The following is a 20,271-nucleotide window of genomic DNA, read 5'->3' on the forward strand; positions in this document are numbered from 1 at the left end:
GTCAACTTAAGCCACATTACCAACGATAGGATACGGGGTGTGGGGGAAAGCGAGCAATTTTGGGGAGCTATGTATTAAACGGAGCCTGTTTGAAAAAAACATTGTGGATGAATAGGTGAGGTGAATGGTGGTAGGTGTGAGGTTTTTAAGCCTCCAACAGACAATTCCATCCTGACACCCGACACCCGACACCCGACACCCGACACCCTTGCTCAACCGAGCTTTCACCTTAAGTTGACACCAATGACCGACGTGCGCCTGATTTAACCACAATGGTGTAAATCCCCCTGGCTCCAATCGTCATAAATTCCTCATTTTTTCCCGATAAGATGAGGGGATGGATAAGGGTGGCTCATTTTCACCAGTCCACGACTAACCAAATTCGGAGGAAGGGCAATCCATGTCAAAAACCACATTAGCCAAAAATCAACTTCGCAAATGCCCAACCGGGATCAAAGGATTAGACGAAATTACTGATGGCGGATTGCCTTTAGGACGAACAACTCTGGTTTGTGGAACAGCCGGGTGTGGAAAGACGTTAATGGGGATGGAGTTTATAGTACGGGGTATCCTGGACTACTCAGAACCGGGTGTGTTCATGGCGTTTGAAGAAACGGCGGCAGAATTGACCCAAAATGTCGCGTCTTTGGGTTGGGATTTAGAAGAATTGACGGCAACAGAAAAACTCTCGATTGATTATGTTTATATTGACCCGCAGGAGATTGAAGAAACTGGGGACTATGATTTAGAAGCTTTATTTATTCGCCTCGGTAGTGCCATTGACGCCATAGGTGCCAAGCGAGTTGTCCTGGATACTGTTGAAGTGCTGTTTTCTGGCTTGTCCAATGCCGCGATTGTCCGGGCAGAGTTGCGGCGGTTATTTCGCTGGTTGAAAACGAAAGGGGTTACGGCAATTGTTACCGGGGAAAAAGGGGAGAACTCTCTGACTCGTTATGGCATCGAAGAGTATGTTTCTGATTGCGTGATTCGCCTCGATCACCGTCTTTACGAAGATATTTCAACCCGTAAGTTGCAAATTGTCAAGTACCGGGGGTCTAGTCACGGGACAAATGACTATCCCTTTCTGATTAATTCAGACGGGATTACTGTATTGCCGATTACATCCGTGGGATTGGATCATACCGTAACCCACGAACGGATATCGAGTGGGATTGAACGCCTCGACACGATGCTGGGAGGGGAGGGATATTTTCGCGGTAGCAGTATTCTGATCACAGGTACAGCGGGAACGGGAAAAACGACGTTGGCGGCACATTTTGCTGAAGCCACCTGTCGGCGGGGTGAACGCTGTCTCTATTTTGCCTTTGAAGAAGCCCCGCAGCAAATTATCCGCAATATGCAATCGGTTGGCATTAATTTACCGGAATTTGTCAACCAAGGCTTGTTACGGTTTCAGGCGAGACGCCCGACGGCTTATGGCTTAGAAATGCACCTGGTACAAATCCACAGTTTAATTAAAAAGTTTCAGCCTACGGTTGTGATTATTGACCCGATGAGTAATCTGACTATGGGCGGTACTCTATTACAAGCAAAAGCTTTTCTCTTTCGTCTGATTGATCTGCTAAAATTCCAACAAATTACGGTGTTTTTGACGAATTTAATCCAAGGGGGGATACCTGTTGAGCAGACGGAGATCGGCGTTTCCTCGTTAATGGATACCTGGCTGGAGGTGCGTTTTGTGGAGAGTAATGGCGAACGCAATCGTGTATTTTTTATCCTCAAATCTCGTGGGATGGAACACTCCAATCAGGTGCGGGAATTGAAATTAACCAAGCAGGGAGTCGAGTTAGTCGATGTCTATTTAGGAGAAGGGATGGTGCTGACGGGTACGGCGCGAAGGATTCAAGAGGAAAAAGAAAAAGCTGTGAATTTGACTCGAAAACAGGAATTTGAGCGCAAACACCGCGATTTTGCCCGCCAGAAAGCGATTGTCCAATCCCAAATCACCGCCTTGCAAGCACAGCTAGAACGGGAAGAGGAAAATATTGAACAGATGATGCAGGAGGAGCAATCACACCAAGATAGTCTACAGCAAAACCGAGTCGCGATCGCGCAGCTTCGTCAGGCGGATTTCATTCAGGGCAATGAGTAGACGTCTGGGGTTAATCTCTCAAGTATCAACTACCAAGTGTTTTTAATTATGGAAACTCTACAAGAAATTAGCAATCAGGCATCAGGATTTTGGCAATTGCGCCTCTATGTAGCAGGGCAAACCCCGAAATCAATTAAAGCATTTGCTAATTTGAAAAAAATCTGTGAGGAACACCTGAGTGGTCAATATCATATCGAAGTGATTGATCTACTCGAAAATCCTCAACTTGCCAAAGGAGACAAAATTGTGGCGATTCCGACATTGGTGCGAAAACTTCCGCCGCCAATCAAACAAATTATTGGCGATTTAGCCAATACTGAAAAAGTTTTGATAGGACTCGATTTGCGTCGGAAATCCGAACAAAGTTAGACGGTATATGGGCAAAGTAATTCCATCAACAAATAGGATAAAACAATGGAAGATGAAAACATAAAAAGTTCGACAGAAGCCTTTGAACAAGCTCTGATTCAAAGCAACACAACGCATTACTGTCTCCACTTGTATATTTCTGGAACAACCTTAAAATCGATCCGTGCCATTGAAATGATCAAAAGTATCTGTGAAGACTATCTTCCCGAACGATACACCTTGGAGGTTATCGATATTTATCAGCAACCGGAATTGGTTAAGCAAGCACAGATTTTTGCCACGCCCACCCTAATTAAAACACTGCCCCTGCCATTACAACGGATTATTGGTGATATGTCCCAGACCGAAAAAATTATGGTGGGGCTAGATATCGTGCCGAAAAATGATTAGCTATAAATTACGTTTAAATCGATGCCAGAAAAAACACGGGAGGAATTAGAACAAGAACTTCAAGACTTACGCGATCGCCTGAGTGTCGCGGAAGAAACATTGCAGGCAATTCGCCAGGGTGAGGTGGATGCATTAGTCGTATCAGGACCCGAAGGCGACCAGATTTTTACCTTACAGAGTGCCGATGAACCTTATCGACTCTTTGTGGAACAAATGCAAGAAGGGGCAGCTACGGTGACATCTGACGGAATGCTGCTGTATTGTAATCACCGTTTAGCCAAGCTTTTGAAAAAAGACTTAGAAACGGTTATTGGCTCAAACTTTCAACAATACCTTAACCCTGCCGAACGCCCCCTCTTCCAAGCCCTATTGCAGCAAGATACAGCCAAATGCAATCAAAGGGAATTCTGTCTCATTGCCCGTGATCAGACGGAGATTCCCATTGCACTATCGGTTAATAAGTTGACGATAGAGGATTTAATAATTCATTGTTTAATACTAACAGATTTAAGGGAATATAAACGACAAAAAAAGATAGTTGCCGCTGAAAAGCTGGCGCGTTCTATTTTCGAGCAAGTGGCTGACGCGATTGTGGTCTGTGATCAAAGGGGAATTATTATCCGCACCAGTATGGCTACCCAGGAACTTTGTGGTAAAAATCCCATACTTCAGCCATTTGATCAGGTTTTTTTGCTGATGTTTGGCTCATCTACTATTCGGGAAGATAATCATACAATGTCCTCACCATCCCCAACCTCAGGACACCCCTTTTCCATCGCCACAATTCTAAATGGGGAAACCTTCCAAGGGGTTGAAGTCGTTTTTGGGCGAGAGGATGGGCAAGAATTCCATTTACTCCTGAGTGGGCGGGCGTTGTTGAACTCCAAAAACCAGATCCAAGGGTGTGTGGTGACGCTGACGAATATTACCTCTCGTAAACAGTCAGAAAAAGCGCTGCAAGAGAGCCAGGAACGCTTTCGTCGTGCTGTCCTCTATTCACCTATGCCGATTATGCTCCATGCTGAAGATGGCGAAGTTTTGCAGATTAACCAGGCGTGGAGAGAACTCACGGGTTACACCCATCAAGACATACCCACGATCGCAGATTGGACTCAAAAAGCCTACGGTACTCGCCAAGCGTTAGTTCGGGCAACGATTGATCAGTTATATGGTTTCAATCAACCTATTGGCGAAGGCGAATATACCATTATCACTCGTAATGGCTCCACTCGCATCTGGGATTTCTATTCCGCCCCCTTGGGTAAGCTGAGTGATGGGCGGCGCATGGTGATTAGCACTGCTCTGGATGTGACGCTTCGTAAGCAAGCTGAACTCGAATTGCAACAGGCAAAAGCCAGCTTAGAAGTTCGCGTAGAAGAACGCACCAAGGCGCTGCAACAGGAACTGCAAACTCGTCACCAAGCCGAACAGGAACTTCGGGCGTCCCAGGCTCGATTTGCGGGTATTCTAGAAATTGCCAGTGATGGGATTATTTCCGTCGATGCCAATCAACGCATCATTTTATTTAATCAAGGGGCGGAAAAGATGTTTGGCTATCGGGTGAGTGAAGTGTTGGGTCAACCCCTGGATTTACTGTTACCCAATCGCTACACCCTTGCTCACCACCACCATATTAAAACCTTCAGCCAGTTTCAGGGGAAAGCACGGCGTATGGGAGAACGCCAAGCTATTTTTGGTCGCCGCAAAGATGGCACAGAGTTTCCAGCGGAAGCCTCTATTTCCAAGCTAATTCTGGATAATCAGGTAGTGTTCACCGCCTTTGTGCAGGACATTACCGAACGCAAACAATTTGAGGAAAAACTCCAGCAAAGTGAAGCCCGACTCCAAACCATCATTACTGCTACCTGCGACGGAATCATGATCGTCGATCGCCAGGGTCAGGTTTGTTTTGCTAACCCCGCCGCCGCCCAGCTTTTTGATATGACCCCAGATGCATTACTGAACTATCAGTGGGGAATGCCTTTAGGAGAAACCACAGAAATTGAGTTGATGCAATCAACTGGGAAACAGCGAACGGCAGAAATGAAGGCAACTCCAATTCAATGGTTCTCAAAATCGGCTTATGTGATTGCCTTACGAGACATTACTAAACGCAAACAGGCAGAGTTATTCCTTCAACAGGCGAAAGCCGACGCCGAAGCCGCGAATCAGGCAAAAAGTATGTTCCTGGCGAATATGAGCCATGAATTGCGTACTCCTCTGAATATTATTTTGGGGTTTACCCAGGTGATGAGTCGTGATCCAGCGATTACTCCAGAGGAACAAGAAAATTTAGACATTATTAATAAGAGTGGCAATCATTTACTCAGTTTGATTAACGATGTCCTGGATTTATCGAAAATCGAAGCCGGATGTATTAGCGTAGACGAGAGCGATTTTGACCTAATTGCCTTGATGCGATCGCTCCAAGAGATGTTTCAACACAAAGCACGGGCTAAAGGGTTGCAGCTTCACTTAAATATTGCGGCTGATGTTCCTCACTATATTCAGGCAGATAGCAACAAACTGCGCCAAGTTCTGATTAATCTGCTCACTAATGCGATTAAATTCACGCCACAGGGTAGTATTACTTTACGTGTAGCACTTTTGAAGGCAGAAGGCTTTTCTTCCCCATCTCCCTCATCTCCCCATCTCCGTTTCGAGATTTCCGACACAGGCGTGGGAATTGCGCCAAGGGAATTAGGGAGTATCTTTGATGCTTTTATCCAAACTAACGCCGGGAAAGTGGCAAATGAAGGGACAGGTTTAGGGTTAGCAATTAGCCGTAAGTTTGTCCAATTAATGGGTAGTGATATTCAGGTGAGTAGTCAACTGAATCAAGGAAGTACATTCAGCTTTGAGATTCCGGTTCACTTGGCTGATGCATCCAATATGGAACTTGTTCATACTCACCGCCGAGTTATTGGATTAGTTCCCAATCAACCCTCCTACCGGATTATTGTTGCTGACGACAAACCCGAAAACCGCCAAATTTTGGTTAAGCTGTTAACCTTTCCAGGGTTAGAGGTGCGCGAGGTGGAAAATGGACAGGAAGTGCTGACATTGTGGCAAGAATGGCAACCCGATCTGATTTGGATGGATATGCGTATGCCTGTCATGGATGGCTATCAGGCGACGCAACAGATTCGTTGCCAATCAGACAGTCAAACCCCAATTATTATCGCGTTAACGGCTTATGCTTCCCATAGCGATCGCGCCTCGGCACTACAAGCGGGTTGTAATGATTATGTTACAAAACCTTTTCAAGTGGAAAGGTTGTTTGCCAAGATGGAAGAATATTTAGGAGTGCGCTATGTTTATGCAGATGATCACCCAAACTTATCCAGAACTACTAAACTAGAGACATCGGTTAACGTCAATCAGTTAACTCCTAAACGTTTATCGGTGATGCCCCTATCCTGGATTGAAATGCTCTCTGAAGCGGCACAGCTTTGTGATGATGAAGAAATCGTCTCGCTTATTGAACAAATTCCGCCAGAGGAAACGCTTCTAATCACAACTCTAAGCCATCTGGCTCACAATTTCCAGTTTTATCCAATTATTCAGCTAGCTCAAGCTGTTATTAATTCAGATAAGTAGTTCCGTTATTTCTGACAAGGGCGGGTTTTGTTGTTCATTTACAGCGGTAACAGCTATATTAACACACCCTGATACCGTTAAAGTCCCCCTTTTTAAGGGGGATTTAGGGGGATCAAACGTATCCCATAATAGCGGAAAGTGGGGAGGGCGGGTTTTGTTTTTCCGTTATCGGTGACTAGCTGAATTGATTCCCTAAACCCGCCCCTACAATTGTCCCTAAACCTGGCTCTACAATAGAGTTATTACTTATGACAGAGGAGGGCAGCGATGTTAGAGGTTAAAGCGAATATCTTAATTGTAGATGACCATCCGGATAATCTGCGATCGCTGGCTGCCATCCTCAGCAGTGCTGGGTATAAAGTGAGAAAAGCCATGAGTGGCAAAATGGCGTTAGAAACCATTCGTTCCCACCCGCCAGACTTAATTCTCCTCGACATCAAAATGCCGCAAATGGATGGCTATACTGTTTGCTCCACTCTAAAAGCCAACACCGCTACTCAAAGGATTGCCGTTATCTTTTTGAGTGCCTTAGATGACGTAGCCGATAAAGTAAAAGCCTTTAACGTCGGTGGGTCAGATTATATTGTAAAACCCTTTCAGGCGCAAGAGGTATTAATCCGCGTTAAAAATAACCTGATGATCGCCCATCAACGCCAAGAACTTCTCGCCCAAAAGAAGCAACTTCAAGATCAAAATGCCCAATTACAGCTTTTATTAACCCTGACTCAGCGGATTAGCCAAACCGATGATTTTCAGTCTGCCCTAACCATCACATTAACGAAAATTTGTCAAACTATCGATTGGGATTTTGCTGAAGCGTGGATTCCTAATCCTAAAGAAACTTTCCTGGATTGTAGTCGGGGATGGTATAGTCGTGATCCCACCTTTAACTTATTTAGATATCATCGACAAACTACTACCTTTGCGCCGAATATTGGACTACCGGGGCGAGTGTGGGTATCGAAAAAGCCGGAATGGATCACTGAGATTTCGGCAGAATCGGCTGGCTGTTGTCTTTGTGCTAAAGGGGGGTTAAATCTTGACCTGAACACGGGTGTCGGTGTACCGATTCTGTTTCGCGATCGCGTCTTAGCCATTTTAGTCTTTTTCAAACAAGCCAGGAGTGAATCCGATCCCAAATTAATCGACTTTATTCAGCTTATTGCGGCTCAGTTAGGCACATTGATCCAGCGGATTAAAGTCGAAACGGCTTTATTTGAAGCCAATCAGAAACTCAAATATTTAGTGACTATAGATGGCTTAACTGGAATCGCCAATCGCCGCAAATTTGACCAATACATTCATCGAGAATGGCAACGACTATTTCGAGAGCAACTCCCCCTTTCCTTAATTTTAGGAGATATTGATTTTTTTAAGGGTTATAACGATACCTATGGACATCAAGCCGGCGATGATTGTCTGCGAAACGTAGCCACTAAAATCCGCCTCTTAGTTAAACGTCCCGCCGATTTAGTCGCCCGCTATGGCGGTGAAGAATTTGCCGTAATTTTACCCAATACTGATGCCAAAGGCGCGATTCATGTTGCCGAAACTATCCGCCAAGGCGTGGAAACTCTCAAGGTTCCCCATGGGGGTTCCGAGATTAGTGAATATGTCACTTTAAGTTTAGGCGTGTCTAGCCTAATTCCTAATCCTTTAGTGAATGTAGAAGCGTTAATTGCTCAGGCAGATCAGGCACTGTATCGAGCCAAAGCAGGAGGCAGAAATCAGACGGTAGCGGAATACTCAATTCCTGTAAATTTATACTGCACTATTTAAAATTAAACCGACGAGAGCAGAGGGTGGTTATGGTAGACAAGCAAACGAGTCTTTTAATCGTAGATGACAATATAGACAACCTGCGATCCTTGGCTGCAATTCTTAAATTGGAGGGTTATAAAGTTAGAAAAGCTATTAGTGGAAAGGTGGCATTAGAAACGGTTCGTTCTCACCCGCCAGACTTAATTCTCCTCGACATTAAAATGCCACAGATGGATGGCTATACAGTCTGCTCGATTCTTAAACAAGACACCACCACTGGTTCAATTCCCATCATATTTTTAAGTGCCTTAAATGAAACGGCTGATAAACTAAAAGCCTTTGCCGTTGGCGGTGTGGACTACATTACCAAACCCTTTCAAGCCCCAGAAGTTGTGGCGCGAGTCGAGAATCAATTGCGCCTCCAGAGACTTTCTCAACAACTCGTTGAGCAAAATGCACAGCTAATTCAAGAAATTCAGATTCGCCAGCAAACTGAAGCCGCTTTGCACCAAGCCGTTGAGCAAGCTGAAGCCGCCAACCGTGCCAAAAGTGTGTTTCTAGCTAACATGAGTCATGAACTCCGTTCTCCTCTCACAGGCATTTTGGGTTACGCTCAACTGCTGCAAAAAGATACAGATTGCACGCCTTTACAACACAAGGGGCTTAGTGTTATTTATCAATGTGGTAGTCATCTGCTTACGCTGATTAATGATATTTTAGATTTGTCTAAAATCGAAGCTCAAAAACTAGAACTTTTTCCTGACTATATTGATTTCTATTTATTTTTAAACAACCTGGTAGAACTCTTTACCTTTAAAGCTCAAGAGAAAAAAATTAAATTTGTCTATTTTAAGCTCACTTCCCTACCTCCAGAGATATATATTGATGAAAAACGACTGCGCCAAGTTTTAATTAATTTGCTTTCTAATGCAATTAAATTTACTCATCAAGGTAGTGTCACTTTAAAAGTGAGTGTCAGAAGTTACACTTATGAACTGAATGAACATAAAGTAACTTCATTTAAGCCAACGGGTAAAGCAAAAAAAATCTTTGCCAAGATCCGCTTTGAAATCGAAGATACAGGGATAGGAATTATTCCAGAAAAATGGGAGAAGATTTTTTTGCCTTTTGAGCAAGTGATGAAGAGTTCGCATAGCCCAGAAGGAACGGGATTAGGACTGACCATTAGCCAAAAAATCCTTGTGCTTATGGGGAGTAAAATTTTTCTGGAAAGTTGTCCAAACCTAGGAAGCAAATTTTGGTTTGATTTGGATGTGTATACACCTTTATCCTGGTCAGATTTTACTGAAATTGATGATAGTCAGAGCCAAACTCTATCTCAGGAACTTGGGGATGAGTCGCATCAAATCATCAACACTTTATCCCCAGAACCTGAACTGGTGGTTCCGCCGCTAGCAGAACTACTACTGCTGTATGAAGGTGCTCAAATGGGTGACGTTCAAAATGTGCAGCAGCAAATTTCGCGACTCCAACAATTAAATGCTAACTATCTTGCCTTTGTTACGCAGGTGTTGGAACTCGCGGATAACTTTGATTATGAGGAGATTCTGAAATTAATTGATCAGTATTATGATTATGGCGGAAAAATGACTACCTGTTAGGGCGATTGAAATCGCAGCTAAACAAATGTATGCGAAGCCTTTCCGAAGGGTAGTCCGCCTGCACGGACTGGGTTATAATCGGGGTGGCTCACCCAAATTGGGTATGACGAATGACAAACGTTTTAATCATTTTTACTGACTTAGATGGCACACTTCTAGATTCTAATACTTACAGTTATCAGAAGGCGATTCCTGTTCTCACTACCTTAAAGAATAATCAGGTTCCGGTTATTCCGGTTACCAGTAAGGCACGCCTAGAAGTTGAAACGCTACGCCAATCCCTACAAATCAATGATCCGTTTATTGTGGAAAATGGTAGCGGTATCTTTGTTCCCCTCGATTATAACGATTTAACCTTACCCAAAAGTAACCAATGTGGGGGTTATTATCTGCATCGCTTAGGTTTTACTTATGCTGAAGCAAGACAGGGATTAGAGAAAATAGCCACCGTTATCAATGAACCCTTGCAGGGATTTGGAGATATGAGTGAAGCCGAGATTTGTCACTTGACAGGATTGTCCTCCGATGAAGCAAAACAAGCCAAAGCGCGGGAGTTTAGCGAACCCTTTGTGACTCCTAAGAAGGTAACACCAGAACGCCTTAACGAAATAGTACAAGACTTAGGATACCGGATAGTTGTTGGCGATCGCTTCTGTCATTTGATTGGTGCTGGAGCAGGTAAAGGAAAAGCGGTACAGTGGTTAGTAGACTCCTACCAATCTGCTCGACCCGATGCCAAAATTACCACCCTGGGTTTAGGCAATAGTCCCAATGACTTGGAGATGCTGGAAGCGGTGGATAGTCCGGTAATTGTTCCTGGAAATAAAGGCATTCATCCCGGCTTATCCGGTAAAGAATGGCAAGTCGCACCCGCACCCGGTTCTCAGGGTTGGGCGGAAGCAGTGAGAGGGGTTGTCTTGGGGGAGCAGGGGAAGATGGGGAAGATGAGGGAGATGAGGGAGAGTGTGTAGGGGCGGGTTTCACTACTATTTTTTTGGTTATACCCAGATGTAACTAAACCCGCCCCGACTAAATGACAAATGACGATTTTCACCGTTAGCTTTTATTGTGTCCACCTATTTAACCCTTCGACTTCGCTCAGGGTTAATGTAAGTCTATAGTTGATCACGTCGTAAAATCCGCCACAGGTGTTCGGTTGCACTCACTAGGCGACGGCTAAGAGATTGATTAAAGTAAGAGATAAGAGATAGGAAAACAAACGACACTACCCAATTTCGATTATTACCATGAACAATCTGTCCAATCGAGTTCCAGAATTCTTCGACAACGAAGGCGAAGGCGGTAACTTACTCTGGCAATATGTCCAGTCTCTGCATCCAGAAACCGTTGCTCAACTCTCTAAACCCGATCCGGAAGTGATTCAGGTGATGGAACGCAACCTAATCGGAATGTTAGGCGCACTTCCTCACGAACATTTTAATGTCACTGTTACGACCAACCGCGAAAATCTAAGTCGGTTATTAGTTTCTGCAATGATGAGCGGTTACTTTCTCCGCAATGCTCAACAGCGCCTGGAATTTGAAAAGTCGCTGCACGAAGTCGCAGAAATGCATGATAATTAATTGATAATCTGTGAACTCAGGACAAAGGACGACGGACGAAGGACAAAAGACAACCTTGTCATCTGCCATCAGAAGTGAGATGATCGCTCAAAATGAGTGGTAAACTTCCCTGATGGCTAACCCTTTTCCCCAGAAAACTCCCAGTGAACCCTTGAATTTACCCACCAAACTCGCTTATGGAGTTGGAGAACTGGGAGGAGAGATTCCGGGTAATATCTTAGTCTTTTTCTTGCTGTTTTTCCTCACCAATGTGGCGGGGTTAAATCCCACCTTGGCTGGGAGTGTTTTGCTGATTGGCAAGGTTTGGGATGCGATTAACGATCCGATGATCGGGTATTTGAGCGATCGCACTCGTTCCCCCTTAGGGCGGCGTTACCCCTGGATGCTGATCGGGGCGATTCCCTTGGGGATTGGCTTTAGCTTACAGTGGTTTGTTCCGCCCACCTCGAATCAATGGCTACTGTTTGCCTATTACGGCGGAGTTGGGATTCTCTTTTATGCCGCGTTTACCTCGGTAGTCCTCACCCATAATGCGTTAGCGGCTGAACTCACTCAAAGCTATGACGAACGCATTGGTTTAATTAGCTTTAAAGCCGCGTTTAGTATCGGTGCAAGTATTTTCTCGCTGGGTTTAGCCCAGATTATTTTTGCCCAGATTGATGATCCGTCTCAAGAATATCGGATTCTGGGAACAATTTGTGCCATCGTCGCCACGTTAGCGGTTTTTCTATGTGTTTGGGGAACGCATAAGCGTTATAAGCAAATCGAAGCCCAACGGGAATCCGTGACTCAAGTATCTTTTTTACCCATCACCCAACAATTTCGGATTGCGTTCAGTAACTTCCCGTTTATTTGTGTAATTGGGATTTATTTGTGTTCTTGGTTAAGTCTGCAAACAACGGCGGCGATTCTGCCCTATTTTGTGGTTCATTGGATGGGATTACCTGATCATCACTTTACCCAAACCGCGCTAACGGTTCAAGGAACAGCCCTAAGCATGACATTTGTCTGGAGTGCGATCGCGAAACGTGTGGGTAAACGTGCTATCTATGGCATGGGTATCCCGTTCAGCTTATGCGCGTTGCTAGGACTATGTTTCTTACAACCCAATCAAGTGGGATTAATGTATGTTCTGGCGGTATTTGTGGGGCTGGGTTTGTCTACGGCTTATATTGTACCCTGGTCAATGCTTCCCGATGTTGTTGATTTCGACGAACTCAACACCGGACAACGACGGGAGGGTATTTTCTACGGATTAGTTGTACAAATACACAAAATTGCCGTCGCGATCGCACTTTTCCTCGTGGGTAAAGCCCTCGACGTGTCTGGGTTCATCTCCACCACATCCGAACAATTACCCGTGACTCAACCAGAATCCGCGTTGTGGACGATTCGTCTGCTGATTGGTCCGATTCCTGCTATTGTCCTCATGGGAGGTTTAGCTTGGGCGTACTTCTATCCGATTAGTCGTTCCTTTCATGGAGAAATCCTGCTGAAACTCATCGAACGCCGGAATAGGGATGCGTAAGTGAGGCTTAAACAAGCATCAATGTCTGTTGATGTAGAATATTAGTATTTTAAATAATAAATTGTTGTATTGATAAGGCAAAAGAATGTAACCTAGGTTCTAGTGATACAGAAGGAACCTCCCATGCACGATCCTCTAACATCCTCGCCGCCGAACTGGTACGAACAGCTTAAGCAGAATCGCATCGTCCGGGCGCTGGAAACAATTCAAGACTTATTTATCATTTCCCTCTGTGTTGGCTTATTTGCTTTGATGGCGATTCAGCTACGAGAAATGTTTTTGGAGTTGCTACCGCCTCTAGATTTCCCTGGCGTCACTTCAGATATTCTGTTCTTGCTGATTTTGGTTGAGTTATTCCGACTGCTGATTATTTACTTACAAGAACAGCGGGTATCGATTGGAGTAGCAGTGGAAGTTTCAATTGTCTCGGTTCTGCGGGAGGTGATTGTGCGGGGAGTCTTGGAAACCTCCTGGATTCAAATTTTAGCTGCCTGTGCGTTCTTAATGGTGATGGCAGCTTTATTAATTGTACGAGTCTATTTGCCACCAACATTTGATGGGATTGACCCAGAAAAACGGTTGTCTTTGCAATATAAACAGCCGACAATGAATCAAGTCACTGATTCTAATAACCCGTTAACTCCTTACGCCAATACGACGGTTGTGGCAGATAAAAGGGGTAACTGAGTTCCGAATATCATGTTCTTGGCTGTTCCCTTTTCCTTAAACTAAAACGTCAACATTACGTTCAACTGATTATCGATGACTACAATACCTGATATTAAACCCCGTGATGTCCAAGTCGCCGCCATTGAAGGAACGGATACAACTGTTTTGCGATCGCGGACGTGGGATAGGCTCAAGTTTGAGGTAGAATATTCCCTGCAACGGGGTACAACCGCCAACTCCTATCTTATCCAAGCGGATAAAACAGCGCTGATTGATCCGCCAGGGGAATCCTTTACCGAAATCTTCCTGACTCAATTGCAGCAATGCATGAATGTGCAGCAATTGGATTATGTGATTTTAGGTCACGTTAATCCCAACCGGATGGTGACGCTGAAAGCTTTGCTAGAGTTAGCCCCACAAATTACCTTTGTTTGTTCTAAAGCCGGGGCGGTTGCGTTACAAAATGCCTTACGGGAACACCAATGCAATATTTGGGTACCCAAAGGCGAGGAAACCTTAGACTTAGGTCAAAATCATCAGCTACAATTCATCCCCATCCCCACACCCCGTTGGCCCGATGGACAATGTACGTATGACCCCCAAAGCCGTATCCTATTTACCGATAAACTCTTCGGCGCCCATGTCTGCGGCGATGAACTCTTCGATGAAAACTGGAAACGCCTAGACGAAGACCGACGCTACTATTATGATTGTCTCCATGCTGCCCAAGCGCGACAGGTGGACGTCGCCCTGAACAAACTAGCCACGTTCTCGGCGAAAATGTACGCGCCAGGTCATGGTCCGATTGTCCGCTACAGCCTCAGTCGATTCCTCCATGACTATCGTCAATGGGGTCAGCAGCAAACCGAACAGGACTTGACAATAGCGCTAATTTATGCATCAGCTTATGGGAATACTGCCACATTAGCCCAAGCGATCGCCAGAGGAATCACCAAAACTGGTGCAGCCGTCGAATCAATTAACTGTGAATTTGCCGAACCTGGGGAGATTGAAGCCGCGATTCAACGCTGTGATGGCTTTCTGATTGGTTCCCCTACCCTGGGCGGGCATACCCCCACTCAAGTGCAAACGGCGTTAGGGATTGTCCTCTCCAATGCCGCGAAAACCAAACTAGCTGGGGTGTTTGGTTCCTATGGCTGGAGTGGGGAAGCCGTTGATGAAATTGAAAGCAAACTCTTAGATGCCGGGTATCGCCTGGGATTTGAACCGATTCGGGTTAAGTTTAAACCTGACGACGAGACAATTCAATATTGTAAAGAAGTCGGCACAGATTTTGCCCAGGCGCTGAAAAAATCCAAGAAATTCCGCGCCCCCAAACAAGCCGTCAGCAGCGCCCAAATTGACCGAACGGCGCAGGCGGTGGGACGAATTGTCGGGTCATTATGTGTTGTTGCGGCGCAGCGTGGTAATGTTCGTAGTGGGATGTTAGCCTCTTGGGTAACCCAAGCCTCATTCAATCCGCCAGGGATTACTGTTGCTATTGCCAAAGATCGGGCAGTTGAGTCTCTGACGCATACGGGAGATAGTTTTGTCCTGAATATCTTAAAAGAAGGGATGAATGTCCGGCGACACTTTTTACAATCTTTTGCCCCAGGGGACGATCGATTTGCGGGGTTAGAGACGGAAACAGCGGAAAATGGTTGTCCGATTATCAAAGATGCCCTGGCTTATTTAGAATGTACAGTGCAGAGTCGGATGGATTGTGGCGATCACTGGTTAGTCTATGCGATTGTTGATAATGGTAAAGTATTGCAATCAACCGGGATGACCGCCGTACATCACCGTAAATCGGGAAATCGTTATTGATTTGTCATTCGTCATTCGTCATTCGTCATTTGTCATTTGTCATTTGTTATTCGTCATTCGTCATTTGTCATTCGTCATTTAGTCGGGGCGGGTTTAGGGATATCTGGGTTAAAACCTTCCCGTTAGCTGTCAAACCCGCCCCTACATCTCCCCCATCTCCCCTATCTCTCTGTTCCCTGTTTCCATGGAAAACAAAGCCGTTCAGCGATTTGGGCAATCAACATCAGGCAAAATTGGTCTGGGAATCACGCTTACTATAATCATATTGGCGCTGTTGGCACCGATTCTCAATCCTTATAACCCGGCAACCGATCGCAATTATACCGCCCGGTTACAACCCCCCAGCTTGGATTATTGGTTTGGCACCGATGGTTTAGGACGAGATATTCTTGACCTGGTATGGTATGGGTTACGCACCTCTTTATTTATCGGTTTAGTTTCCGTGGGATTAGGGCTAATCGTGGGAGTCGTGTTAGGGTTAATCGCGGGTTATTTTCGAGGCGGGTTAGAAACCGTGATTGGCTGGTTCACCGATATCCTATTAGCCTTTCCCTCAATTCTACTCGCGATCGCGATCGTTACGGTAACCGGTCCAAGTATCTCCAGTGTGATGATTGCTGTGGGTGTGGTGCAAGTCCCCATCTTTATCCGTTTGACTCGTTCTATGGTGCTATCCTTGCGGGAACAGGACTTTGTGCAAACCGTGCGATCGTTTGGTGCTACGCCGGGACGGATTATTGTTTATCATATCTTACCCGCTAGCTTGAGTCCTTTAGTCGTGCAAGGGACACTTTCCATTGGTACGGCTACCTTAGAAGCAGCAGGGTTAGGCTTTTTAGGGTTAGGCGCACAACCTCCCACGCCGGAATTAGGAACGATGTTATCCGATGCATTTAAGGGTGGCTATTCCCTATCATCTCCCTGGACAATTTTGTTTCCTGGTTTATTTATTACCCTAACTGTTTTAGCCTTTAATTTACTCGGAGATGGTTTAAGAGATGCGTTAGATCCCCATAGTTAAGTAGAAGGGTAGGGGCACGGCATTGCCGTGGCCTATTCTACCCGCATTTCTCACAAACTAATTTGAGAAGCTAATTTGAAGGGGAAAAGTAGAACTTTTCAAAACAGAATAGAAAAACCATCGGTGCTGAATCCGCCGCAGTTCGGTACTCTTACCACATCCCCGATGTCCGGTAAATAAAATTGAGCTAAATTCAGCAGGTTCAAGAAAGTCTAAACGGGCGCTAACTCCTTCAATCGCTTCCGTATTCCGTACTTCTGACAAATCCACATAATATCGTTCCACATCAGGACCCAGCAGGGAACCCACATCACAAGCCCGAAAAGCTGCTTTCAGGGGGGTAGCGCGGTTGGGAGGGAGTGAAGTCATTGGGTGAATTGAATTAGAATTACGCCCGGAAATGTAGGGGCGCACCGACGTGCGCCCGATTCAATGGTCAAATCTATTCCACCATTTTAGCTGTGCCACGCCACTAGCTTGAGTCAGTGATATTGATTTTGAGGTAAGGTTAGAAATCAGATGGCAACGGGAGAGCAATAGGCAAAGGACGTTCTGATGAAGCGCATAAATTCGGTGACTTTGGCATTCCTATCGTTAAGTACGGTCGTCTTTTCGACTATCCTATTGTCTGTTGGCGTTATCCAGCCTCAATCCATCGCCCAAGATGCGCTAGTATCTCAAGCGCTTTCTGATTCTGAAGAAGAAGAGTTGGAACAGTTGCGGGAGGAACAGCGTATCCAAGAACAGGTGCAGGCGGAAGCTAATCGCGCCTTTAGTCGCACCACCACCCTGTTTAATGTCCTCCTGGCGGTTTTGGCGCTGCTGTTAATTGCGGCGATTGTCGGGTTATTCCTGTTGCGACGGGCGGTAATTCGTGAGGTGGCGGATTTGGTGAGGGCGCATCTGAATGAATTAACTGACTTAGAAGGGAAGATTAATCAGGCGAATCAACAGGTACAAGCGATTCTGGAACGTACCGAAGATTTAGCCAATGATTTGAATCGAGAAGCCGATGACTTCTATGAAGATATTGGCATGAAGCAGAAGGAGTCATCCCAGCTTCTGAGTGAACTCTCGGACTCTCAACAACAAGCACTGCGGGATTTAAATACCCATATTAAAGACGCCCAAAAAGCCCTTGCCCAAGTTGATAACGAGTTTTCTGATCATTTATCCCAACTGCGTTCTCAGGTGGAATCGGAACAAACAGATACTCTGGAGAACCTGAAACAATTAAGCGCCCAATTTACCCCGGAACTGGCGAAATTGCAACAGGATACCCACGCCGAAAAAGATCGGGTGGTGGAAAACCTGAAAAATTCAGAAACGGCGTTTAGTAATCAACTGGCGGAACTGTTTAACCAAGCCCAAAGCCAACGGGATGCAATTCTCCAGAGTTTAGAACAACTGAGTAGCGAATTTGCCCCAGAACTCTCGAAACTGAAACAGGCGGCTGAAACGGAAAAAGCAGCAATTATCCAGCGCTTGCAAAAAACAGAAACCGAGTTTGGTAAGCAATTAACCCAACTGCAAAACGAGGCACAAAAACAACGGGATAGGATTCTCCAGAACTTAGAAAAACTCCAGACGGAGTTTACCCCCCAGCTTGACCAAGTGAAAGGGTCACTGGATGATCAAAAAGCGGCGATTTTACAGAATTTACAACAGGCGGAAACGGAGTTTAAACAGCAATTAACCCAACTGCAAACCACCACGCAACAAGAACGGGAGAGTATTCTAGAGAATCTGCAACGCCTCGCCTCAGAGTTCTCACCGCAATTGACGGAGATCAAAACCGAAGCCGAACAACAGGCGCAACAGCAGCAAGCGACCGCGTTTGAGGATGTGGAACGCTTACGCCAAGAAGTGACACGCCAACTGGAACAATCTCAATCGCAAATTCAAGGAGAGATTGATCAAACCTTGGGCAATTTGAAAAAGTTGGAACAGGAGGTAACCAGTCAGCTTTCAACGACGCAATCAGGGGTACAAGAAAACCGCGACCAAACCCTGCAACGCTTGAGTCACATCCAAAGCGAGTTTACCAGCCAATTTTCCCAATTCCAGTCAGCGATTCAAGAGCGCAAAGATCAGGCATTCCAAAGCCTGGAAAAACTGGAGTCTATGTTAACCGATGAGTTGACAGATATCCAATCTGATGCTAAACAGCAAAAAGAGGAAATCCTGCAAAAGTTGGCAGAGATTACGCCGACGGAAATTGCCGAATCCGCCTTATCTGATGTACTGCAAAAAATCCAACCCCTGACGGAACAACTGGAACGATTGAATGAGAATCATCCAGAGTTTTTCTTGAATGTTAAGGATTATATTAATCAGGGGGATAATTTATTTGCCCAAGGTAACTATGAAGAGGCGATCGCACAATATGATCAAGCCTTAGAACTACAACCTGATAACGCGAATCTCTGGCATCAGCGCGGTGTCGCCTTGTGGGAATTACAACGCTATCAAGACGCGATCGCATCCTTGGATCGAGGATTGGAACTCGCCCCCGAAGCCCCGGATACCTGGTACTATCGCGGATTAGCTTTGCGAGAATTACAGCGCTATGAAGGGGCGTTAGTCGCGTTTAATAAAGTGATTCAAATCCAGCCAAAGGATTATAAAGCCTGGTTGAATCGGGGAATGATGCTAGGGAGATTGAAACGCCGGGAAGATGCGATCGCCTCCTTTGAGCAGGCGTTGGAAATCAAACCCGATTACCATGAAGCTTGGGTGAATCGTGGCGTGGTACTCGGCGCACTACAACAACACGAAGAGGCGTATAATTCCTTTGACAAAGCCGTGCAAGTGCAACCCGATGATGGCATAGCCTGGTTTAATCGCGGGTTAGCCTTGGCGGTATTGGAACGGTATGAAGAGGCGGTAACCTCGTTTGAGAAGGCAATCGAACTGAAACCAGAGTCTCATAAAGCGTGGACTTATAAGGGTAATATGTTACTCAAGTTGAAACGAGAGCAGGAAGCCTTAGAGAGCTATGATCAGGCGTTAGCCATTCAACCCGATTATGCTCCGGCTTTTTATCAGAAAGCCATCGGCTATGCTCACCAACGTCAGGCTCACTTCAGTATCGACAACTTAGAGAAAGCGATCGCCCTGAATCCGGCGTATCGTCAGGAAGCCAGAACGGATTTAGATTTTGACGCGATCGCAGAGGATGATCGCTTCTGGAGGTTGATTGAACAATAAACGATTGAGACATTAAATCAAATGATAATCCAAGCAGAAGAACAAAAAATTTATACCCCTAAAGAGTACCTGGAGTTTGAAATTAACTCAGAAGAACGACATGAATTCATTAATGGCGAAATTGCATTGATGACTGGCGGAACCCCAAATCATAATCAAATTGCTCTAAATCTGAGTGGTGCGCTAAATTTGACGCCTATCGCACGATTCCCAGTTTTCAGGAATATCTCTTAATTGACCAATACACGATGCACATTGAACACTATTTCAAAACCGAGCGAAAATACTGGACATTCTATGAATATGATGATGCTAATGAAATCATTAATCTCAATTCGTTTTCATTTCAAAATACTCTAGAAGAAATTTATGACAAAGTTAAGTTTTAATCAGCCACAGTGTAGTTAAACTATCGATAGTGTGACGAATGACGAATGACAAATGACGAATGACGAATGACGAATGACGAATGACGAATGACGAATGACGAATGACGAATGACGAATGACGAATGACGAATGACGAATGACGAATGACGAATGACGAATGACGAATGACGATAAAAACTTTACCAAAAC

General features: G+C 45.2%; 13 protein-coding genes and 3 pseudogenes. 14 read left to right on the forward strand and 2 right to left on the reverse strand.

Translation table 11 applies throughout. From position 1 onward, the window contains the following. The first annotated feature begins 400 nt into the window (after nt 1-400). From kaiC to RIG66_RS16735, 12 genes are all read left to right on the forward strand, one after another. Nucleotides 401-2,113, forward strand: a complete 1,713-nt coding sequence (gene kaiC / locus RIG66_RS16680; protein ID WP_446379904.1) for a circadian clock protein KaiC — start codon at nt 401-403, stop codon at nt 2,111-2,113. Between the two features lie 48 nt (nt 2,114-2,161). Then, complete coding sequence (gene kaiB / locus RIG66_RS16685; RefSeq protein ID WP_446379905.1) at nt 2,162-2,482, forward strand: circadian clock protein KaiB; 321 nt, start codon at nt 2,162-2,164, stop codon at nt 2,480-2,482. A 45-nt stretch (nt 2,483-2,527) separates the two neighbouring features. Next, entirely contained in the window at nt 2,528-2,872 is a 345-nt protein-coding gene (locus tag RIG66_RS16690) for a circadian clock KaiB family protein (protein WP_446379906.1), read from the forward strand. Nucleotides 2,873-2,893: 21 nt separating this feature from the next. After that, the gene (locus RIG66_RS16695; protein ID WP_446379907.1) at nt 2,894-6,472 is read left to right on the forward strand and encodes a PAS domain S-box protein; all 3,579 of its coding nucleotides are present in this window, start codon (nt 2,894-2,896) and stop codon (nt 6,470-6,472) included. A gap of 267 nt (nt 6,473-6,739) precedes the next feature. Further along, on the forward strand, nt 6,740-8,251 hold the full coding sequence (locus RIG66_RS16700; protein WP_446379908.1) for a diguanylate cyclase: 1,512 nt from the start codon (nt 6,740-6,742) through the stop codon (nt 8,249-8,251). A 29-nt stretch (nt 8,252-8,280) separates the two neighbouring features. Continuing rightward, nucleotides 8,281-9,855: an ATP-binding response regulator gene (locus tag RIG66_RS16705; RefSeq protein ID WP_446379909.1), complete on the forward strand. Its 1,575-nt coding sequence runs from the start codon at nt 8,281-8,283 to the stop codon at nt 9,853-9,855. A 110-nt stretch (nt 9,856-9,965) separates the two neighbouring features. After that, nucleotides 9,966-10,826, forward strand: a complete 861-nt coding sequence (locus tag RIG66_RS16710; RefSeq protein WP_446379910.1) for an HAD-IIB family hydrolase — start codon at nt 9,966-9,968, stop codon at nt 10,824-10,826. 276 nt (nt 10,827-11,102) lie between these two features. Next, nucleotides 11,103-11,438 carry a DUF760 domain-containing protein gene (locus tag RIG66_RS16715; RefSeq protein ID WP_446379911.1) on the forward strand — a complete coding sequence of 112 codons (336 nt, stop codon included), beginning with the start codon at nt 11,103-11,105 and terminating at the stop codon, nt 11,436-11,438. 112 nt (nt 11,439-11,550) lie between these two features. Continuing rightward, nucleotides 11,551-12,966 (forward strand): MFS transporter, encoded by a 1,416-nt coding sequence (locus RIG66_RS16720; RefSeq protein WP_446379912.1) that lies wholly within the window; start codon nt 11,551-11,553, stop codon nt 12,964-12,966. Between the two features lie 123 nt (nt 12,967-13,089). Then, complete coding sequence (locus RIG66_RS16725; protein ID WP_446379913.1) at nt 13,090-13,653, forward strand: phosphate-starvation-inducible PsiE family protein; 564 nt, start codon at nt 13,090-13,092, stop codon at nt 13,651-13,653. A gap of 75 nt (nt 13,654-13,728) precedes the next feature. After that, the gene (locus RIG66_RS16730) at nt 13,729-15,462 is read left to right on the forward strand and encodes a diflavin flavoprotein (protein WP_446379914.1); all 1,734 of its coding nucleotides are present in this window, start codon (nt 13,729-13,731) and stop codon (nt 15,460-15,462) included. Nucleotides 15,463-15,646: 184 nt separating this feature from the next. Continuing rightward, nucleotides 15,647-16,483, forward strand: coding sequence for an ABC transporter permease (locus RIG66_RS16735; RefSeq protein ID WP_446379915.1), 837 nt, complete (start codon nt 15,647-15,649; stop codon nt 16,481-16,483). Nucleotides 16,484-16,600: 117 nt separating this feature from the next. On the opposite strand, the pseudogene RIG66_RS16740 reads toward RIG66_RS16735, so the two are convergent. Then, nucleotides 16,601-16,852, reverse strand: a pseudogene (locus RIG66_RS16740) (ATP-binding protein); the annotation flags it as partial. A gap of 186 nt (nt 16,853-17,038) precedes the next feature. Between RIG66_RS16740 and RIG66_RS16745 the strand changes: the two are divergent. Further along, complete coding sequence (locus tag RIG66_RS16745) at nt 17,039-19,693, forward strand: tetratricopeptide repeat protein (protein ID WP_446379916.1); 2,655 nt, start codon at nt 17,039-17,041, stop codon at nt 19,691-19,693. 21 nt (nt 19,694-19,714) lie between these two features. Then, nucleotides 19,715-20,082: pseudogene (locus tag RIG66_RS16750) on the forward strand (Uma2 family endonuclease). On the opposite strand, the pseudogene RIG66_RS16755 reads toward RIG66_RS16750, so the two are convergent. After that, nucleotides 20,072-20,271: pseudogene (locus RIG66_RS16755) on the reverse strand (hypothetical protein); the annotation flags it as partial. The pseudogenes RIG66_RS16750 and RIG66_RS16755 sit on opposite strands and share 11 nt — an antisense overlap.

This window comes from Coleofasciculus sp. E2-BRE-01 (assembly GCF_040221695.1).
GTDB lineage: Bacteria > Cyanobacteriota > Cyanobacteriia > Cyanobacteriales > Coleofasciculaceae > Coleofasciculus.